The sequence below is a fragment of the Gilliamella sp. WF3-4 genome, assembly GCF_001690275.1.
GTDB lineage: Bacteria > Pseudomonadota > Gammaproteobacteria > Enterobacterales > Orbaceae > Gilliamella > Gilliamella apicola_C.
In genome coordinates this window covers 1-16,820 of the sequence record NZ_LZGW01000020.1, presented here as the reverse complement: position 1 = coordinate 16,820, position 16,820 = coordinate 1, and the positions used below count along the sequence as shown (strand labels likewise).

16 protein-coding genes and 1 pseudogene are annotated in these 16,820 nt (G+C 34.9%); 5 read left to right on the top strand and 12 right to left on the bottom strand.

Features of this window, described 5'->3' with window-relative positions:
* Positions 1 to 305: 305 nt before the first annotated feature.
* Positions 306 to 1,335: pseudogene (locus tag A9G47_RS05005) on the bottom strand (IS481 family transposase).
* A 653-nt stretch (positions 1,336 to 1,988) separates the two neighbouring features.
* Between A9G47_RS05005 and A9G47_RS05000 the strand changes: the two are divergent.
* Together A9G47_RS05000 and A9G47_RS04995 are read left to right on the top strand one after the other, a co-directional pair.
* On the top strand, positions 1,989 to 2,774 hold the full coding sequence (locus tag A9G47_RS05000) for a transposase (protein WP_065588543.1): 786 nt from the start codon (positions 1,989 to 1,991) through the stop codon (positions 2,772 to 2,774).
* Between the two features lie 62 nt (positions 2,775 to 2,836).
* Positions 2,837 to 3,646: a hypothetical protein gene (locus A9G47_RS04995; protein ID WP_065642339.1), complete on the top strand. Its 810-nt coding sequence runs from the start codon at positions 2,837 to 2,839 to the stop codon at positions 3,644 to 3,646.
* On the opposite strand, the gene nudC is transcribed toward A9G47_RS04995, so the two are convergent.
* The 6 genes from nudC to epmB form a co-directional block, all read right to left on the bottom strand.
* On the bottom strand, positions 3,643 to 4,446 hold the full coding sequence (gene nudC, locus A9G47_RS04990; RefSeq protein ID WP_065642338.1) for an NAD(+) diphosphatase: 804 nt from the start codon (positions 4,444 to 4,446) through the stop codon (positions 3,643 to 3,645). The two genes, A9G47_RS04995 and nudC, sit on opposite strands and share 4 nt — an antisense overlap.
* 63 nt (positions 4,447 to 4,509) lie before the next feature.
* The gene (gene yidC / locus A9G47_RS04985) at positions 4,510 to 6,138 is read right to left on the bottom strand and encodes a membrane protein insertase YidC (RefSeq protein WP_065642337.1); all 1,629 of its coding nucleotides are present in this window, start codon (positions 6,136 to 6,138) and stop codon (positions 4,510 to 4,512) included.
* The gene (gene yidD, locus A9G47_RS04980) at positions 6,138 to 6,380 is read right to left on the bottom strand and encodes a membrane protein insertion efficiency factor YidD (RefSeq protein ID WP_065566364.1); all 243 of its coding nucleotides are present in this window, start codon (positions 6,378 to 6,380) and stop codon (positions 6,138 to 6,140) included. The genes yidC and yidD overlap by 1 nt, the downstream gene beginning before the upstream one ends.
* A 47-nt stretch (positions 6,381 to 6,427) precedes the next feature.
* Positions 6,428 to 6,784, bottom strand: coding sequence for a ribonuclease P protein component (rnpA, locus tag A9G47_RS04975; RefSeq protein WP_081301496.1), 357 nt, complete (start codon positions 6,782 to 6,784; stop codon positions 6,428 to 6,430).
* An 11-nt stretch (positions 6,785 to 6,795) separates the two neighbouring features.
* On the bottom strand, positions 6,796 to 6,936 hold the full coding sequence (gene rpmH, locus A9G47_RS04970) for a 50S ribosomal protein L34 (RefSeq protein ID WP_025314679.1): 141 nt from the start codon (positions 6,934 to 6,936) through the stop codon (positions 6,796 to 6,798).
* A gap of 221 nt (positions 6,937 to 7,157) precedes the next feature.
* Positions 7,158 to 8,186, bottom strand: coding sequence for an EF-P beta-lysylation protein EpmB (gene epmB / locus A9G47_RS04965; RefSeq protein ID WP_065566366.1), 1,029 nt, complete (start codon positions 8,184 to 8,186; stop codon positions 7,158 to 7,160).
* Between the two features lie 33 nt (positions 8,187 to 8,219).
* Here epmB and efp point away from each other — a divergent pair, with 33 nt between their 5' ends.
* Positions 8,220 to 8,786, top strand: a complete 567-nt coding sequence (gene efp / locus A9G47_RS04960; RefSeq protein WP_065566367.1) for an elongation factor P — start codon at positions 8,220 to 8,222, stop codon at positions 8,784 to 8,786.
* 620 nt (positions 8,787 to 9,406) lie between these two features.
* Here efp and A9G47_RS04955 read toward each other — a convergent pair.
* The gene (locus tag A9G47_RS04955) at positions 9,407 to 9,847 is read right to left on the bottom strand and encodes a hypothetical protein (protein WP_065642336.1); all 441 of its coding nucleotides are present in this window, start codon (positions 9,845 to 9,847) and stop codon (positions 9,407 to 9,409) included.
* On the bottom strand, positions 9,840 to 10,655 hold the full coding sequence (gene mazG, locus A9G47_RS04950) for a nucleoside triphosphate pyrophosphohydrolase (protein WP_065642373.1): 816 nt from the start codon (positions 10,653 to 10,655) through the stop codon (positions 9,840 to 9,842). Before mazG ends, A9G47_RS04955 begins: the two co-directional genes overlap by 8 nt.
* A gap of 215 nt (positions 10,656 to 10,870) precedes the next feature.
* Here mazG and A9G47_RS04945 point away from each other — a divergent pair, with 215 nt between their 5' ends.
* A complete protein-coding gene (locus tag A9G47_RS04945) occupies positions 10,871 to 12,874 on the top strand; it encodes an OPT family oligopeptide transporter (protein WP_065566369.1) in 2,004 nt (667 codons plus the stop codon).
* Positions 12,875 to 13,012: 138 nt separating this feature from the next.
* Positions 13,013 to 14,932 carry an ABC transporter ATP-binding protein gene (locus A9G47_RS04940; protein WP_065642335.1) on the top strand — a complete coding sequence of 640 codons (1,920 nt, stop codon included), beginning with the start codon at positions 13,013 to 13,015 and terminating at the stop codon, positions 14,930 to 14,932.
* Between the two features lie 126 nt (positions 14,933 to 15,058).
* Here the strand turns inward: A9G47_RS04940 and nusG are convergent, their stop codons facing one another.
* The 3 genes from nusG to A9G47_RS04925 form a co-directional block, all read right to left on the bottom strand.
* The gene (gene nusG, locus A9G47_RS04935; RefSeq protein WP_065566371.1) at positions 15,059 to 15,604 is read right to left on the bottom strand and encodes a transcription termination/antitermination protein NusG; all 546 of its coding nucleotides are present in this window, start codon (positions 15,602 to 15,604) and stop codon (positions 15,059 to 15,061) included.
* 1 nt (position 15,605) lies between these two features.
* The gene (gene secE, locus A9G47_RS04930) at positions 15,606 to 16,007 is read right to left on the bottom strand and encodes a preprotein translocase subunit SecE (protein WP_065566372.1); all 402 of its coding nucleotides are present in this window, start codon (positions 16,005 to 16,007) and stop codon (positions 15,606 to 15,608) included.
* Positions 16,008 to 16,145: 138 nt separating this feature from the next.
* On the bottom strand, positions 16,146 to 16,820 hold a 675-nt coding region (locus tag A9G47_RS04925), incomplete at its 5' end, for an EF-Tu/IF-2/RF-3 family GTPase (protein WP_255309208.1).

The following is a 16,820-nucleotide window of genomic DNA, read 5'->3' as shown; positions in this document are numbered from 1 at the left end:
TGTTATACTTTATAAGCATGTTTCATAACTTATAACTCGGGATATGAAAAAATGCAAATTGTGCTTACACTGAGGCAAATGGATTTTATTTAGGCGGGCATTTGGGTGATACTACTTTAAAAGTGAACGACATTGAAGATACTTTACATTATATATGTGGTATAGTGAAAGACGGTATTTTCGACTCAATGAATAAAACTAAATTAGCAGGTGCTTTAAATTTAGGTTACAATCTTTATGATTATGGCGTGTACTAGCTCAAACCTAATCTGACAGTTACCAGTTTTTATTGGGTGTCTGTCAGGTTAAATCTGGTTCAGATTTTTTTCTTCCCAGATCCGTTTTCCATCAAGCAATGTTTTCATTGGTGTTCGACCACAGCACATTTTTCCTGATGAGTTCGTTCATTATTGTAATAATGCAGCCAATTGTCCAGATCTGTTTGGAGTGTTTCTAAATCTGAATAGCGCTTTTTACGAAATGTCACCATATAAAACTCATGTAAAATAGTTTTATGAAAACGTTCGCAGATCCCATTCGTTTGTGGCGACATAGCTTTTGTCTTAGTATGGTCAATATCATTAATCGCCAGATAAAGTTGATAATCATGCTTTGCAATAGTGCCAACGCCGTTCCTCTATCGGTTAATATTCGACGCATTGGCAAATGATGGGCATTATAAAATGGTAAGACCTTGTCATTGAGTAAATCGGCTGCTGTAATTGGCGTTTTGGTCACATACAATTTACAATGCGCAACCTTAGAATAAGTATCAACAAAAGTCTGTTGATAAATCCGACGGACACCCTTTAAATTACCAACATAAACCATATTTTGAGAGCCAAGATAACCTCGATGAGCGGTTTCTATTTCGCCACAAGTTTCATCATCGTGTTTTTTCTTTTCTAATGCAGCTATTTGGCTATCATTGAGTTCAATACCTTCTGAGCCGCTTTTTCTTCTAAAGCATGTAAGCGTTTTTTGAAATTCTCAATATTATGTCTTAACCAAACAGAACGCGTGCCACTTCCTGAAATAAAAACACCTTGCTTACGAAGCTCATTGCTTGTTCTATGCTGACCATGAGCAGGATAGTCAATAGCATAACGAATAACGGCTTGTTCCATTGGGGCATCAACGCGATTTTTGAGATTTGGTGTCCGTCTGCTCTTTGATATTAAAGAGCCTAAACCACCTTCTTCAACGAGTTCTTTATAACGATAAAACGTATGATACTCCCATCACTTTACAAGCTCTAGACACGTTTTGAAGTTCTTCAGCTAAATTTAATAAGCCTACTTTATGTTTTATGATTTGACTGTTAGTATGAAGCATGAGCGTTACCTCTTGTTGTTTTGATTGTAGATTTGACACCTAAATATCAAAACTGGTAACGTTCTCTTTTTCAATCCCTTTGTCCGATTAAGTCGGAACTAATACACAATGAGTTGGTTATTTACAGCAAACTATTTGATTAGTTGTTAGTAGCCTGAAAAACAATCTCTAATTCTATTTTCCAATTTGTAAACAGCAGATAATTTTACTTGCCGATATATTTTCTACTTTTCGTCGGGCAATACGTTTTTTACCTTTAGATTAAACTTTAACTCGTAATATGCTTGATATATCCGCTTATAATGCCATTGATATCCTTGCTTTCTGATATACGATTAAAGTCAGTAAAAAGTGTCAACATAAGCTTATTTTAAAATAATTATAATTTAGTGCTCGGTCATTTTAATGACTGAAGCTTGTATTATAGAGAATTTTATACTTATTGCTGTGCTATTTTAATTGATAGTTATATTTTTAATAGCCATCTTCGTCGATGAATTATTAACAGTATTTACTATAAATAAACCACAGAAAATATAAATCAATACAATAAATACATTCTCAAAGTAATAAATGCAAAAAATGTCAATAAAGCTATATGTTTAGGGAAAAATCTGATAATATTTACAAGGATAAGCGATAAGGGAATAAAAATGATTTATGAACTCGCACCAGCCGAATTGCATGATGAATTTAAAGCTTTTCATCATAATCTAGGAAAAATAGCATCACAACATGTAGAAGTTTGCCCATTTTGTAAAAATACTAAGTTTTATAAAGTTCGGACAAAACCAACTAAAACATACCGCTGTAAAGCTTGTCATAAATATTTTACTGTTTCAACCAACACTCCTTTCCGTCGTTTAGTGCCATTTAATGAATTAGAAGTTATTTTTATTAGCCGTATAAAAAATATCAGTTATAACAATATTGCTAAACAGCTTGATATTTCACTGGCAAAGGTTATTCGTCGGGAATGTGCAATTATTAATTATCTTCAAAACAATTATCCATCATTACATAATTGGTATACTCATAAAAAACAAACAACATTAATTCCAACTTTAGAACAACAATATAAAATAATTAAAGACAAAGTAACGAATTTATTGGGTGAACAAAATCAAACCTGCATATATTGTGGATCTAACGAAACAACTAAAGTTGGAAATCGTGCTTGCTATCGTTGCCGATGTTGTCGACATAGTTTTAATATTTTAAGAGACACCAGCTTAAACCGTATTCCGAAACCTGAATTATGGCTACAATTTATTGATTTGATTGTTTCTGGAGCAAATAATTTGCAAATAGCAAAAACACTTAACTTACACAACGATACCGTGCGTAAATGGCGATCTAATTGGTGCAAAATGATGAAGTATTGGCACTGTGATGCGCTTGCCATTTGGTGTAAATATAAAAAAGAATGTAATAATTAATTTGATAATTTGACGTTTTATCATAAATTTCTCAAACAATAACATAAATGGATATCAGTTCTATGAAAAAAAATAATTTATTTTTATATATGTGCTTAATTAGCAGTGCATTCTTAATCAATGGTTGTGATGGTAAAAAAACACCTGACGATACCCGATTATCACAATTACCAACTGCGGTTATTAATAGTTATCTTTTTCATACTGAGCCAGAACTTTTACCATTTAGTAAAAAAATTAAACAACAACAAATCCAAGGTTCATCAAATAAAACGATTAACTATAATGAACAAGGTTTTGTCACTAATTATGATTTAGAAGGATTACATGGCGAAATAAACTATGATATGGCTAAGTATAGCTATGGTATGAACGACACCAAAAATGTTTATGACATTGTTTTTGATTCATCAAAAAATATTCTTGGTATGAAGAATAATGATAATGCCATCGTTGCAAGCACAGAATTTGATGAGCAAGGCCGCTTGGTTGAGACAACCTTATCACATTTTGCCGAAAATAATGTGATATTTAGCAGTAGAATTATTTATGATAATGATCATGTAGAGCTTGTATTATATAATGCTTATGTTCCTGTCGATGAAAACACGAAATTCCCAGTATTATCACAAGAAAAAGATGTCATATATAATGATAACGAGCAAATAGAAAAGACCATTACTAAAACATTTAAGTTATCATCAAATGGTGATATCATCATTAATGAGAATAATGAGCAAGAGGTTGAACTAACAGAAACTTGTACTTACTCGGAATATAATCAAAACAACGACTGGACTAAAGCTGTTTGTATTACAGCAGGTAGCGAATCAAAAACTGTTAATCTAACCAGAACAATTCAATATGATTAGTCACAGCCATATTCGTCATATTGGCGACAAAGTATAATTGTATCTTCAATTAACCGCCTAGCAATGGTGCCATACTCAGGAATTTTAGGTAATTGCGTGTAATGGTACCAATTTGCTTCAATAAGTTCATTTTTGTCTACCACTATTTCACCACTATCATAATCAGCCAAATAAGCCATCATTAATGAATTTGGAAATGGCCAAGGTTGCGATCCAACATAACGAATATTCTTAATTTTTATTTTTGATTCTTCAAATACTTCCCGTTCAACGGCGGTTTCCATTGTTTCGCCAATCTCAGTAAAACCCGCCAATACGGTGTACAAGTTATCTCGATTATGCCTAACGTGCTTGGCTAATAAAATTTTATTTTTATGGCGAATTGCTACGATAATAGATGGTGAAATTTGTGGGTAGTAACGTTCTTTGCAGTGATCACACATACAGCACCATTCGGTATTACTGATATACATCTCATATCCACAATATCCACAATATTTATGGGAGCGATAAAACTCAGAAAGCTGCACAGCTCGTCCAGCCATATTAAATAAGGATTGATCTGTGCTATCAAGTAATGGACGGATTGAACTCATCGCATTTTTTATTTCACTACAAATGAGCCAAGCAGTTTGTCCATTCAACTCACCTATTGGTTGAGCTCGTTTATTCGTAAAGCCAAGTTCATCAGCACGCCCTACTGGAACTTCACCATCAGGCAACCATAATCGTCCATTAGTACTTACAAACCAATAACCTATTTCACTGCCAGTTAAATTAAATTGTTGTTGTATATTCATATTATAAATGCCAAAAGTAAAAACGAAAAAAGGAGGATTTTCCTCCTCCTTTTTTTAACAATATTATTTTTTTATTTTCTCATGAAGTCCTTTTTTCTCAAGTTCCCAGTAGATAATGCGTTGCTGGACAATTGTGAATAAATTACTGACGATATAATATAAAACTAGACCTGATGGAAACCATAAAAAGAACACAGTAAAAATTAATGACATATAAGTCATTAATTTTTGTTGAAATGGATCGGTAGCTGGAGTTGGTGACATTTTTTGAATTAAGAACATAGAGCCACCCATTAATAAAGGCAAAATATAATAAGGATCTTGCGCAGATAAGTCATAAATCCAAAGCGCAAATGGTGTATGGCGTAATTCAACTGCGCTACTTAACATATAGAATAATGACAAGAAAATCGGCATTTGAATAATTATTAGTAAACAACCGCCTAATGGATTGACTTTCTCTTGTTTGTAGAGAGCCATTGTTTCAGCGCTCATTTTTTGTTTATTATCACCATAACGCTCTTTCAAAGCTTCTATACGAGGCTGTAATAGTTTCATTTTTGCCATTGAACGATATTGTGCTCGCGTTAATGGGAATAAAAGACCTCGAACAATAAAAGTAATAACAATAATCGAGAAGCCCCAGTTACCAACAAAACTTTGTATAAACTTCAATAAATAAAAAAGAGGTTGTGACAAGAACCATAACCAACCGTAATCAACAATTAAATCAAGATGATTTGCAGTTTCTTTAAGCTGGTTTTGAATTTCAGGTCCTAACCATAATTTGGCACTAATGGTTTGTGTACTACCTGCAGGAATAATGGTTGGCTCACCTTTGAAACCAATTGTTGCTTGTGAATTATTCGCAGTTGCACGAGAGTAAAATAGATTATTTGTATCCTGTGCTGGCACCCATGCTGAAGCGAAATAGTGTTGCAGCATCGCAATCCAACCTGTTTGTGTCTCGACCGATAAAGCTTTATCTTTGATATCGTCAAAACTGTATTTACTGTAGTTGCTACTAGAACTAGAGTAAGCTGCACCACGGAATGCACTTTGCCCTAACCCGCTACCACCTTCAGTTGGAATATCATCAGGTAATTTGATAGTTTGTTTTAGTTGCCCATACATAGAAACATCAATCGGCTGGCTACTTTGATTGTTGATGTCATATTGAACATCAATAGCATAATTGTTACGATGTAATATGTAATATTTAGTATAGCTTATCCCATTGACTTGATACGTTAATGGAACACGCAACTCATTTTGGCCATCAGCTAAAACATATTCTGATTTCTCAGTTTTATATACTGGGCGTTTTGAACCTTGTTTAGCATTATCTGGGCCATCTTTACCAGTTAAACCACTTTCAGCAATATAGATGAAATCAGGACGTGATGCTAATAACTGAAAAGGCGTACCAGAATGCAGTGTTTGCTCATATTTTAATAATTGTGCAGCTTGTACATCACCACCATAAGTATTAATAGTGAGTGACAACACATCTGATTTTACAGTAATTATTTTACCCTGTGCCAAGCCATCTGTTGAATTATCATCACCTATTTGTTGTGTTAATTGGTTTGTGATCGGCGGCTTAGGTGCGTGATCTTCCTCCCACGCTTTCCAAATAAAAAAAGATACAAAAAGTAAAGCAATGACTAAAATATTACGTTGAGATCCCATTAGTGTTTTTCTCTATTGGTTTTAGTTTTTGGAGGAACAAAATCTTCTCCTCCGTCATGTAAAGGATGACATTTTAATACACGTTTAGCTGTTAGCCAACCACCTTTTATGAATCCAAAGCGTCTTAGTGCAATTATTGCATATTGTGAACATGTCGGCGTAAAGCGACATTTTGGACCAAATAAAGGACTAATAAAACGTTGATAAATACGCACAAAAAAAACAAAAGTATTAACTATCATGTGGTTACATGCATAAACGTGCAGCTTAATAATTGATATGAATTTATTTAAATATCGATCTTGGCTATGATTCGTTGACATAATTTATTGAGTGTTTCAACGATTTGTTGATTATCTAAATCTATAACAGGCTGTTTAGCCATCAAAATAAAATCAATATTAGGAAGTTGATGTTGATGATGTCGAAAATACTCTTTAGTCAATCGTTTAATACGATTACGCTCATGCGCTCTTTTTACCTGTTTTTTCGCTATAGCAAACCCTAACCGTATATGGTTACAGTTATTTTTACGGGCCACTAAAGTTAAAAACGGCGACCCAGCCCGCACGGACTCTTGGAAGACATGATTAAAATCAAAGGGAGTTAGCAATCGTAACTCCCGAGGAAAAGTGAACTTAATCACCCAACTTTAAATCAGCTAGCAACAGTTAAACGAACACGGCCTTTAGCACGACGGCGAGCAAGAACTTGACGACCGTTTTTAGTTGCCATACGAGCACGGAAACCGTGAGTTCTATTGCGTTTTAATACTGATGGTTGAAATGTGCGTTTCATGACGATTTATATCCAAATCTAATTTATCAACAGGTTGCAGAGTCTAAACTCCACAGCATTAATTAAAGAAGTCGGAATTATAGAGACTATTTTATTTTTCGTCAATGAGATTTTCACCGATTTATTTGAATAAGAACCATTAACAGTTCATTATGGCACAATTGAATAAAATTAAACAAATTCTTATAACATAATAGGTTAAAAAAACAAAAATAAATCAACTAATCCATAAAAGCAAGTACACGCTTACTTTTTTCGCCACCGACTTCGCGTGCTAATTTAGGTACCAAATAACCCGATATCTTTTCGGCTAACTGTTTCATTATGATTTTTGCAACATCATCTTCGACTAAAAAATGGGCGGCGCCTTGCACTTTATCTAACAAATGGATGTAATAAGGCAAAATACCAATATCGAAAAGCCGATTACTTAACTGTGCTAAAACCTTGGCGTTGTCATTAACATTTTTCAATAACACGCTCTGATTCAGTGTTGTCACATCACTTTGTTTTAAAAGTCTAATTGCATTAGCAACATCATTATCAATCTCATTGGGATGATTAATGTGAGTAACTACTACAATTTGCAACCTGCTTTCAAAAAATAATTTGCAAAGCTCAGATGTTACTCGTGAAGGAATAACAACGGCTAAACGGGTATGGATACGCAAACGTTTAATATGTGGGATTTGTTCTAAGGCATTAATCAAAAATGCTATTTCATGATCTTTAGCCATTAAAGGATCACCACCTGATAAAATAATTTCATCAAGTTCTGGATGGTTAGCAATATATTCAAGTGCAAAAGCCAGGTTTTTTTTATTGCCTTGGTTATCGTGATAAGGGAAATGTCGCCTAAAACAGTAACGGCAGTTAATTGCACAGGCTGTTTTCGTTATTAACAATGCTCGGTTATGATACTTATGTAATAGCCCAGGGATAACATTATCTTGCTCTTGTAATGGGTCATTGCTATAACCCTTTACTTTTAATAATTCGTTATCATCGCAAAGCACCTGCAATAAAAGAGGGTCGTTATTGTCGCCTCTTTTCATCCGGTTGATGAAAGCCATAGGTACACGAAGTGGAAACTGCTTTTTTGCCAATTGCATAGAGCTTGAAATGGTTTTTGGGTCTAGATCCAAATAAGCATATAAAACATTGATATCTGTCACAACATTGGCAAGCTCTATAATCCATTTATCTTTATTATTTGGTAGTTCAATTTTTTGCTGTATAATGTGGCTCATTTTTTGTAATTCAGAATTTTAGTTGGAGCTTTTATGGCATCTTATAGTACTAATGAGTTTAAAGCGGGTCTTAAAATAATGCAAGATGGCGAGCCATGTGTCATTGTTGAAAATGAATTTTACAAACCCGGTAAAGGTCAATCAATTAACCGCGTAAAAATTAAAAAATTACTTTCAGGAAAAACTGTCGATAAAACTTTCAAATCTGGCGAATCAGTTGAAGCCGCTGATGTTGTGGATATGAATTTAACTTATCTTTATACCGATGGCGAGTTTTGGCATTTCATGAATAATGAAACATTTGAACAACTTTCAGCTGATGCTAAAGCAGTTGGCGATAATGCCAAATGGCTAGTTGATCAAGCTGAATGTATTTTAACTTTATGGAATGGTCAGCCAATTGCAGTAACGCCACCGAACTTTGTTGAGCTTGAAGTGATTGAAACCGATCCAGGTCTAAAAGGTGACACAGCAGGAACGGGTGGAAAACCAGCAACGCTATCAACTGGTGCTGTCGTACGTGTGCCACTATTTGTACAAATTGGCGAAATTCTAAAAGTTGATACACGCTCAGGTGAATATGTTTCACGCGTAAAATAAAGTAACTTATGATTAATTTTAATTTATCATAAACAAGAGAGGTTTCTTGACCTCTCTCTTACTTACCCAAATCCTGTTGCTTACCTTTGGGAGAAGTCCAACTTTCTACTCGAAAGTTATCATCAATGGTGAATTTTATCCACAAAACTTAAAAAGTGCTAAATTAAATAAGCCCCAAAACAATACATCTAGCACTTAAAAATCATTCAGAAAACCAATTGATTTTATTGGGTTTTTTTATTTTTTACTGAATCTAGTATGTGATAAGGGATCTATATTTTGCAGCTTTTATCTTTGGATGATGGCATGTGGTAAGTATTAATTTTCAAAATACTACTCAATTTTAAATACAATTTGAATAAATTCTAAAGTTTTGTTACGAAGTCGAAATAATCAAATATTTCCCATTAAACCATATTGTTATTAATTTTTATCGTATATTGCCAATAAAAATTAAGCAACATATTGATGTCGTTTTCAATAACCAGAATTGTAGCGTGGTTTTGTTTGTTGCCGTTAGTCGAGTTAGCAAGCTATCAGTGAAAATATTTAGGCAGTGATATAGCCTCATATTAGAGGCTATCATCGCATTTATTAGGCTATATTTCAATTTAAGCGAATTATAAATAAACCATATGAGTACCTTTTTCTGGTTGAAAGGTAGCTTTACCAAATTCATCTAAGAAGTAGGCGATATGATCGGCTTTATCCCCCACTAAACGTCCTTTGACTTTGTTCCATGTCATCAGAGCTATCATCGAATCAGGTTCACAGCAAATTAACATGGGTTGTTCAAACTCTTCATTCCAATAAAACTCACCACCATATAATTTATGGGCGGTGAGTAATAAATAACAGCCATATTCTTGTGAGATCATGTTTAATTGCTCTTCTGAAATGCTGAAGTTCTTTTCAGCCAGTTCACTAATAATCATTTCAACAACGGTGATGCTTTTTTCTGAGTAATCAAGCTGATTAATGCTCCATATTGGGCTATTCAATATGGCGTTTTGCGCCCATGCTTCAATTTCTTGATATAATTCATTTTTTTGTTCAGTCATTTTTATTCACTTCGCTATTGAGTTTAATCTGTTCTAATTGCTTAACACTTTGCCATGCGGCTTCCATTTGTTCAAGTGTTGCATCAATTAAAGTTATATTTTTTTGTTTGAGTATTGATTCGACTTGTTGAAATCGTCGAGTAAATTTTTTATTGGCTTGCTTTAAGCACTGTTCCGATTTAATTTTTAAATGCCTTGCTAAGTTGACGGTAGCAAATAATAAATCGCCAAGCTCTTCTTCTATTTTTTGTGGATCTTGTCTTGGGTGTTCTAACTCTTGCTCTACTTCGTTAATTTCTTCTTTTACTTTATCAAGTACCGCAATGATATCATTCCAATCAAATCCAACCGAGGCGCACCGTTTTTGAATTTTTTCTGCTTGCATTAGGGCTGGGATTGCCTTAGGAATATCATCTAGTAACGAATATTGCGCTTTTTGATCGCGCTCTTTTTGTTTAAGTTGTTCCCAATTCGGTTTTTGTGTTTGGTTGTCTGTAAAAATATGAGGATGGCGATAAACTAATTTATCTGCTACAGATTGGCAAATATCATCAAAATTAAACAGCTCTTGCTCATTGGCCAAATCGGCATAAAAGACAATGTGAAACAGTAGATCACCCAGTTCTTTTTTTAGTTCATCTGTATCTTGTTTATCAATGGCATCAAGTACTTCGTATGTTTCTTCTAGTGTATAAGATTTTAATGAAGCAAAAGTTTGAACTCGATCCCATTGGCAACCATTAATTGGGTCGCGGAGTTGTTTGGTGATTGCTTGTAAGCGCTGTAATTCCTTCACAATATTTCTCATAAAATGAATCATTGGTTGTACCATTGTAAATGGTTTGATAGTAAAACGGTTGTTCTTTTAAATATTAATTTCAATATATTTTGATGCTGTTGATAATAATTTCATCAAAAATCACCATAAAAACAGCTAAAATAAGGCTATTTACGGAACTTCTAGCCGATAAATGTGAATTAAGTATATAATACCCCCTTATTAAATTAACTCTATTAAATAATATGCATAATTTACGTGAACTTACTTTAAGAGGTACCATTCTTGGTGCTTTTATAACTGTCATTTTTACTGCATCAAATGTTTATCTTGGCTTAAAAGTCGGATTGACATTCTCGTCAGCCATTCCTGCTGCGGTGATTTCAATGGCAATATTAAAACTGTTTTCGGGCTCTACCATTTTAGAAAATAATATGATACAAACTCAGGCATCGGCAGCAGGTACATTATCTTCAATTATTTTCGTGCTTCCTGGCTTGTTAATGATTGGATATTGGCATAGCTTTCCATTTTGGCTAACCTTTGCGGTATGCTCAGCAGGTGGAATGCTTGGTGTTTTATTTTCCATTCCATTGCGACATGTCATGGTAGTAAAAAGTAATTTGCCTTATCCTGAAGGGATAGCCGCCGCTGAAATTTTAAAAGCAGGTTCTGAAACTAATAATAATGAGGCGAACGAGGGGTTAAAAGATATTTTATTTGGTGGTGTTATTGCCTCTATTGTTAGCCTATTTACTAATGGTTTTCGTGTGTTATCCGAAAATACAGCCTATTGGTTTTCAGCTGGCAAATCTATTTTTCAACTCCCGATGGGATTCTCATTAGCTTTGCTTAGTGCGGGTTATTTAATCGGTATTATGTCTGGAATTGCTATTTTAATTGGTACCATGATTGGCTGGGTTTTTGGTATTCCAATTTTAAGTGCAATAAGTGATTATGATACTACTCAGCCTTTATCCAAAATCGCTATGGGGTTTTGGGCTAGTGATATTCGCTTTATTGGTGCTGGCGTAATCGCTATTGCAGCAGTTTGGACGCTACTAACACTAATCAAACCGATGATTGAAGGGTTAAAAATTTCATTTAAAACTATGCGTTCTGATGTGTCAGTAAACGACATCGCACCAACCGAACGAGATTTATCACCAAAAGCGATTTTATTAATTATGGGTAGTATGTTGGTCATTTTATTAGTGACTTTCTATTCATTTATTGCCGATAGTGGACTATCTGCTGGTATTGCATGGACATTAGTTTTTAGCGCTGTATTATTTGCTTTTATTATGGGCTTTTTAGTTGCCGCGGCTTGTGGTTATATGGCAGGACTTGTTGGCTCATCGGCTAGCCCAATATCGGGTATTGCCATTGTTGCCGTGATTGTCATTTCATTAATCTTATTAGGTCTTGGCGAAGTCAATGGCATGCTGGATTCTATTGAAGGCTCCAATTTTGCCACGGCTCTCGCACTGTTTACTACCAGTACTGTTTTGGCTGTGGCTTGCATTTCTAACGATAATTTACAAGACCTAAAAACAGGTCATTTGGTTAATGCTACACCATGGAAGCAACAAGTCGCATTATTACTTGGCTGTGTTGTTGGTGCTATTGTTATTGCGCCTATTTTAGAAATTTTATACAACGCTTACGGTTTTACTGGTGCCTTACCTCGCACAGATATGGACACAACTCAAGTTTTAGCCGCACCACAAGCAACGTTGATGACAACAATAGCTAAAGGTATTTTTGCACATAAACTTGATTGGACTATGATCTTAATTGGACTTGCTGTGGGGGCTATTATTATCGCAATTGATGTAATCCTTGCCAAGAATAAGTCTAATTTCCGCATACCTGCACTGGCTGTTGGTCTAGGTATTTATTTACCACCAAATATCACAACACCGATTATTATCGGTACTTTATTATCTTGGATAATTAAACGTAATGCTTATAAAAAGGCCAAAGCGCAAAATTTAGATCCAGAACAACAATTCAAAAAAGTGGATCGTAAAGCAGCATTAATTGCTTCAGGATTAATTGTTGGTGAAAGTTTAGTTGGTGTTTTATTAGCGGTTGTAATTGTGATTAGTATTACCAATGGTGGCAATGATGCACCACTGGCAATACCAGTTAATTTAGGCATATTACCTGAACTTTTAGGTCTCTTTGTTTTTGTTAGTATATGTGCACTCTTTATTCGTCGTGCTTTATCGGCTATAAAAAAATAGTCATTTAAGTAACTAATTTAAGCCCTTTGTTTTTACAAAGGGCTTTTTTATCAACTTTTATTGTTTTATGTTATTTCTTATTTTTAATAATTAAAACAATATTTTTATTAACACATTTTTAATAATAGACAAGATATCATGATTGTATTTGATTCAATCCAAGTGCGTCGAGGCATTAATTTGCTTTTAGATAATGCTTCGGCAACCATTAATCCTCAACAAAAAGTGGGATTAGTGGGTAAAAATGGTTGCGGTAAATCCACTCTTTTTTCACTGATAAAAGGCGAAATTCAAGCTGATGCAGGTAAATTAAGTATACCACCTCAATGGCAACTTGCTTGGGTCAATCAAGACACGCCTGCATTGGATATTCCTGCTATTGAATATGCCATTGATGGAGATCGGGAATACCGTCAATTAGAAAAACAGTTAGATATTGCTAATAAGCAAAATAATGGTGAACAAATTGCGGTTATTCATGAAAAGTTTGATACTATCGATGCATGGACTATTCGTGCTCGAGCAGCAACGCTGCTTCATGGCTTAGGGTTCTCTAATGAGCAATTAATGTCCCCAGTTAAATCATATTCAGGTGGTTGGCGGATGCGGTTAAATTTGGCACAAGCCTTGATGTGCCGTTCTGATTTATTGTTGCTTGACGAACCGACTAATCACCTTGATTTAGACGCTGTTATTTGGCTTGAAAAGTGGTTAAGTAATTATTCAGGCACGTTGATTTTAATCTCTCATGATCGTGATTTTTTAGATCCGTTAGTTAATAAAATTATTCATATTGAACAAAGAAATTTATTTGAATATACCGGCAACTATTCTTCATTTGAAACTCAACGCTCAACGAAGTTGGCACAACAACAATCGCTTTATGAAAGGCAACAACAAAAAGTTGCACATTTACAGAACTATATCGATCGCTTTAGAGCAAAGGCAACTAAAGCGAAGCAGGCCCAAAGTCGTATAAAAATGTTAGAAAGAATGGAGCTCATTGCGCCAGCGCATATTGATAACCCATTTCATTTTCATTTTAAGCCAGCTGAATTTCTTCCTAGCCCTTTGTTAATGATGGAAAAAGTTGTGGCGGGTTATGATGATAAAATTATACTAGAAAAGATTAAACTTAATTTAGTTCCTGGATCTCGGATTGGATTATTAGGGCGCAATGGTGCTGGAAAATCAACATTAATAAAACTATTAGCAGGTGAGCTTTCTCCTAAAGAAGGACATATTAATCTTGCTAAAGGTATTCAACTTGGCTATTTCGCTCAGCATCAGTTAGAATATTTACGCTCCGATGAGTCGCCACTCTGGCATTTAACACAGCTTGCTGAGCCAAGAAATACCGAACAAGAACTGCGTAATTATCTAGGTGGGTATGATTTTCAAGGCGATAAAGTCAGCGAACCAGTCAAAACGTTTTCGGGGGGCGAAAAAGCACGCCTTGTTTTGGCTTTAATTGTATGGCAAAAACCTAACTTGCTACTATTAGATGAGCCAACCAACCATTTAGATTTAGATATGCGACAAGCATTGACAGAAGCACTGATTGATTTTGATGGAGCTTTGGTTGTCGTTTCACATGATCGTCATTTGTTACGTTCCACGACTGATGAATTTTATTTGGTTCATGATCATAAAGTTGAACCATTTGAGGGAGATCTCGATGATTATCAAAAATGGCTGACGGAAGAGCAAAAAAGTGATCGCCAAACTAATGAAGAAGGTGATTTAGTCAAAAAAGAAAATAATAACGTTTCAGCTCAGGATCGTAAAGAGCAAAAGCGCAAACAAGCTGAATTACGCGCTCAAATGCAACCAATAAAAAAACAGTTACAAAAAGAAGAGCAAGTACAGGAAAATTTAGCAAAACAACTGCAAATGATAGAGCAACAACTGTCTGATCCAATGATGTATGAAGCCAATAAAAAATCGAATTTAACAAGTTTACTTTTGCAACAAAGCCAACTGAAAAGCGAGTTAGAGCAAAGCGAGTTAAAGTGGTTGGACTTGCAACAGCAACTCGAAGAATTTCAAATAGAATAGATTATCTCGCTTGTAATACAATATTGTAATAAATAAGTTTAATTTTATTGGCTAGAATAAAAAAAAATCACAGATTTAACTCTGTGATTTTTTATTTTATCAAATAATTTATTCTAATAAAATTGATTAGCTTTTTTCAACTTGACTAAAATCAAGCTCAACAGGCGTTGAACGACCGAAGATAGAAACCGATACTTTTAAGCGGCTTTTTTCATAATCAACTTCTTCAACAACGCCATTAAAGTCAGCAAATGGACCTTCGTTAACACGAACAAGCTCACCTGGTTCAAATAAAGTTTTAGGACGTGGCTTATCACCAATTTGTTGTAATCGATTCATGATAGCATCAACTTCACGCTGACTAATTGGGGCAGGTCTATCAGAAGTACCACCAATAAAGCCCATTGTTCTTGGCACACTTCTTACTAAATGCCAAGTCGCATCATTCATTGCCATTTCAACTAATACATAACCAGGAAAGAATTTACGTTCACTCTTACGGCGCTGACCGCTTTTCATTTCAACAACTTCTTCGGTTGGTACTAATACTTCCCCGAAAGAATCTTCCATATCATGTAATTTAATATATTCACGTAATGATTGTGCTACACGCGCTTCATAACCAGAATACGCTTGTATAACATACCAACGTTTTTGTTGTGTTTCGCTCATATTAACGCCCTATTGATGTTAAATAAAAGATGGCTGAACCGAATAAAGAATCCATTCCCCAAAGCGCTAAACCAACAATAACTGTGATAGCAGCAATCAGCATGGTTGTTTGTGTCGTTTCTTTACGAGTCGGCCATACAACTTTTCTTAACTCTTTTCGTGATTCTTGTAAAAACAACAAAAATGATTTACCTTTAGCTGTTGTGATCGCAATGAATAAAGTTAATAGCGAAAGCACAACAACCGCTATAATCCGAACGATCGTATTAGGTTGATATATATCATTAGGTTCAGCAAAATAAAAATTTCCCCAAACAACAAACGCAATCAATACTAAAACTAAACACCATTTCAATTTGTCTAGAGCAGTATTTGTATTTTGACCCTCGTTACTTACTAGCATATAAAACCCATGATTATGTTATATTATAATAATATCTACTTTCCAAAATGCTCTTTTAAATAAAAACATTTTGCTAAACAGACTAGATAAGAAAGGGCATCAAATGACACCCTCATCTCATAATTGTAAGCCTTTAAATTATTTAATAACTTTAGCAACCACACCAGCACCAACAGTACGACCACCTTCACGAATCGCAAAACGTAAACCTTCAGCCATCGCGATAGGGTGAATTAATGATACTGTCATTTTGATGTTGTCACCAGGCATTACCATTTCTACGCCTTCTGGTAATTCAATAGTACCCGTTACGTCAGTTGTACGGAAGTAGAACTGTGGACGGTAACCTTTGAAGAATGGAGTATGACGACCACCTTCATCTTTACTTAAGATATACACTTCTGATTCAAAATCAGTATGTGGAGTGATTGAACCTGGTTTTGCAAGTACTTGACCACGTTCGATTTCTTCACGTTTTGTACCACGTAGTAATACACCAACGTTTTCACCTGCACGACCTTCGTCAAGTAATTTACGGAACATTTCAACACCAGTACAAGTGGTTTTAGTTGTTGGTTTGATACCAACGATTTCAACTTCTTCACCCACTTTGATGATACCGCGTTCAACACGACCAGTTACTACTGTACCACGACCTGAAATTGAGAATACGTCTTCAATTGGTAATAGGAATGGTTTGTCAATATCACGCTCTGGCTCTGGGATGTAGCTGTCTAATGCTTCAGCTAATTCAACAATTTTGTCTTCCCACGCTGCTTCGCCTTCTAATGCTTTAAGCGCTGAACCACGGAT